This window comes from Aeromonas sp. LsrichE-8G (genome assembly GCF_022869435.1).
Taxonomy (GTDB): Bacteria; Pseudomonadota; Gammaproteobacteria; order Enterobacterales; family Aeromonadaceae; genus Aeromonas; species Aeromonas caviae.
On the sequence record NZ_JALIHH010000184.1, the window covers coordinates 1 to 2,247 of the forward strand.

Annotated in this window: 2 protein-coding genes and 1 pseudogene; 1 reads left to right on the forward strand and 2 read right to left on the reverse strand. The window is 60.5% G+C overall.

Going from position 1 to position 2,247, the window contains the following annotated elements; genetic code table 11:
* Window positions 1-228: 228 nt before the first annotated feature.
* Together rmuC and MUW49_RS18385 are read right to left on the reverse strand one after the other, a co-directional pair.
* Window positions 229-1,560: a DNA recombination protein RmuC gene (gene rmuC, locus MUW49_RS18380; RefSeq protein ID WP_223945717.1), complete on the reverse strand. Its 1,332-nt coding sequence runs from the start codon at window positions 1,558-1,560 to the stop codon at window positions 229-231.
* A complete protein-coding gene (locus MUW49_RS18385; RefSeq protein WP_201956029.1) occupies window positions 1,557-1,772 on the reverse strand; it encodes a hypothetical protein in 216 nt (71 codons plus the stop codon). The genes rmuC and MUW49_RS18385 overlap by 4 nt, the downstream gene beginning before the upstream one ends.
* Before the next feature lie 137 nt (window positions 1,773-1,909).
* On the opposite strand from MUW49_RS18385, the pseudogene MUW49_RS18390 reads away from it, so the two are divergent.
* Window positions 1,910-2,101 (forward strand): annotated as a pseudogene (locus tag MUW49_RS18390) (4Fe-4S binding protein); the annotation flags it as partial.
* Between the last annotated feature and the right edge of the window lie 146 nt (window positions 2,102-2,247).

The following is a 2,247-nucleotide window of genomic DNA, read 5'->3' on the forward strand; positions in this document are numbered from 1 at the left end:
AGTGTGCTAACGCCAGGAATCGCATGCGTTTCCTGGCGTTGGTTTCTGCCTTGGCGAGGGCCAAGAAATCGATTGGATCGGACATACTGAGTACAGTGAAACCAGAATAGAGCAATTAGATCACATCTTTAATCTGATTGGTATAAGCAGCCGTCCAGGCTGTTGCATGAAACGAAAAGGGCAGCCAATGGCTGCCCTTTTCGTTGTCCCGGCGAATGACGACTCCCCTCAGTCCGCCGACTCCTCCCGCTCCAGCGCCCTGTCCACCAGCGCGTCCGGCAAGGGCTTGGTCACCTCGACCCCCAGCTCGCGAAAGCGCTCGGCCTGGGCGATCAGGTTGCCACGACCGTTGACCAGCCGGCCCATCGCCTTGTCGTAGCTCTCCTGCGCCTTGTGCAAGCTGCCCCCCATCTGCTGCATCTCCTCCACGAACAGCCGCAGCTTCTCGTAGAGGCGGCAGGCCCGCTCCGCTATCTGGCGCGAGTTCTGGTTCTGCCGCTCGTAGCGCCACAGGTTCTCTATGGTGCGCAGCGCCACCATCAGGTTGGTAGGGCTCACCAGCAGGATGTTGTGTTCCAGCCCGTAGCGCACCAGGGAAGGGTCCGCTTCCAGGGCAGCGAGAAAGGCAGGCTCCACCGCCACGAACATCAGCACATAGTCCAGGGTGCGCACCCCGGGCAACTGCTGGTAATCCTTGCGGCCCAGCTCGCGGATATGGTTGCGCACCGAGGCGATGTGCTCCTTGAGCGCCACCGCCTTCTCCAGATCATCAGCGGCGTTGTACCAGCGCTCATAGGCGGTCAGCGACACCTTGGCGTCGATGATGATGTCTTTGTCCTGGGGCAGGTGGACGATGACGTCGGGTTGGTAGCGCTTGCCCTTGTCCACCTCGATGTTGACCTGGGTGTGGTACTCATGCCCCTCGCGCAGGCCGCACTCGGAGAGGATCCGCGCCAGCACCACCTCCCCCCAGTTGCCCTGCTGCTTGCTGTCGCCCTTGAGGGCCCGGGTCAGCGCCGCCGCCTCTTCGGTCATGCGGGCGTTGAGCTCGGCAAGGCGCTCCAGCTCGAACTTGAGGTTGTGGCGCTGGGCCGTCTCCTGGGCGTGGGTCTCTCCCACCTGGCGGCGAAAGCCCTCCAACTGCTCTTTGAGTGGAGTCAGCAGGAGATCCATGCTGTTCTGATTCAGTTCGCGGAAGTTTCCAGCATTTTGTTCAAAGATACGATTGGCGAGGTTCTCGAACTGTTGGCCGAGGCGCTGCTCAGCCTCTTGCTGCAACTGCAGCTTCTCGGCGCTGGCGATGCGTTCGCTGCGCAGGGTCGCCTCGGCTTCCTTGAGACGGGCGGTGAGCTTGAGCAATAGGGTCTGCTGCTGATCCAGCTTCTGCTGAGCCAGCATCTTCTCGTCCTGCAGCGCGTCCCAGCGATCCTGCAACCCCTGATAACGCTCCTCCAGCAGCAGCGCCTCTTCACGGCCGCTGCGCCGCCCCCACCACCAGCCGAACAGCAGCGCCAGCCCGCCAGCCAGCATGGCAGGCCACCAGGTCAGCAGCGGGGTCATCGGCGCCCCCGCTGGCGCAGGAAGAGTTCGAGATAGCGGTTGAGCAGCAACCAGATCAGCACATAGAGCAGGTAGGCCGCCAGCACCACCCACTTGTGGCTGTTGACCCCGGTATCCAGTTCACTGAACTCGATACCCTTGAGATGGCAGTAGACCCACATCAGCAGGGGGAAGACATAGAGCAGAGAAGCACGCCACAGAAATAGCCACATGAGTTCATTCAATCCCGCAAAAAGACCCGCCTAGCTTACACAAGGGCAACCCGGCTTGCGATCCTGCCCGCCGCTATTCTCTGGCTTGCCGGCCCAAAACTGGATAAAATTAACCCTTAATGGGTATAGAGGTGGGCATGACGCATTTTTTCTGTCGCTGGCTGGCACACGCATGGGGGAGCCCCCGCAGACCCGAGGTGGTCTGCCATGAGGCACGCCCGCCCTGGGCCATCGACGAGTCCCAGTTCCTCACCCTCTGCACCCGTTGTGGCGACTGCTTCAAGGCGTGTCCCAACGGCCTCATCAAGCCCGCCGATCGCCCCGAATATTACCAATCAGATTAAAGATGTGATCTAATTGCTCTATTCTGGTTTCACTGTACTCAGTATGTCCGATCCAATCGATTTCTTGGCCCTCGCCAAGGCAGAAACCAACGCCAGGAAACGCATGCGATTCCTGGCGTTAGCACACTTTC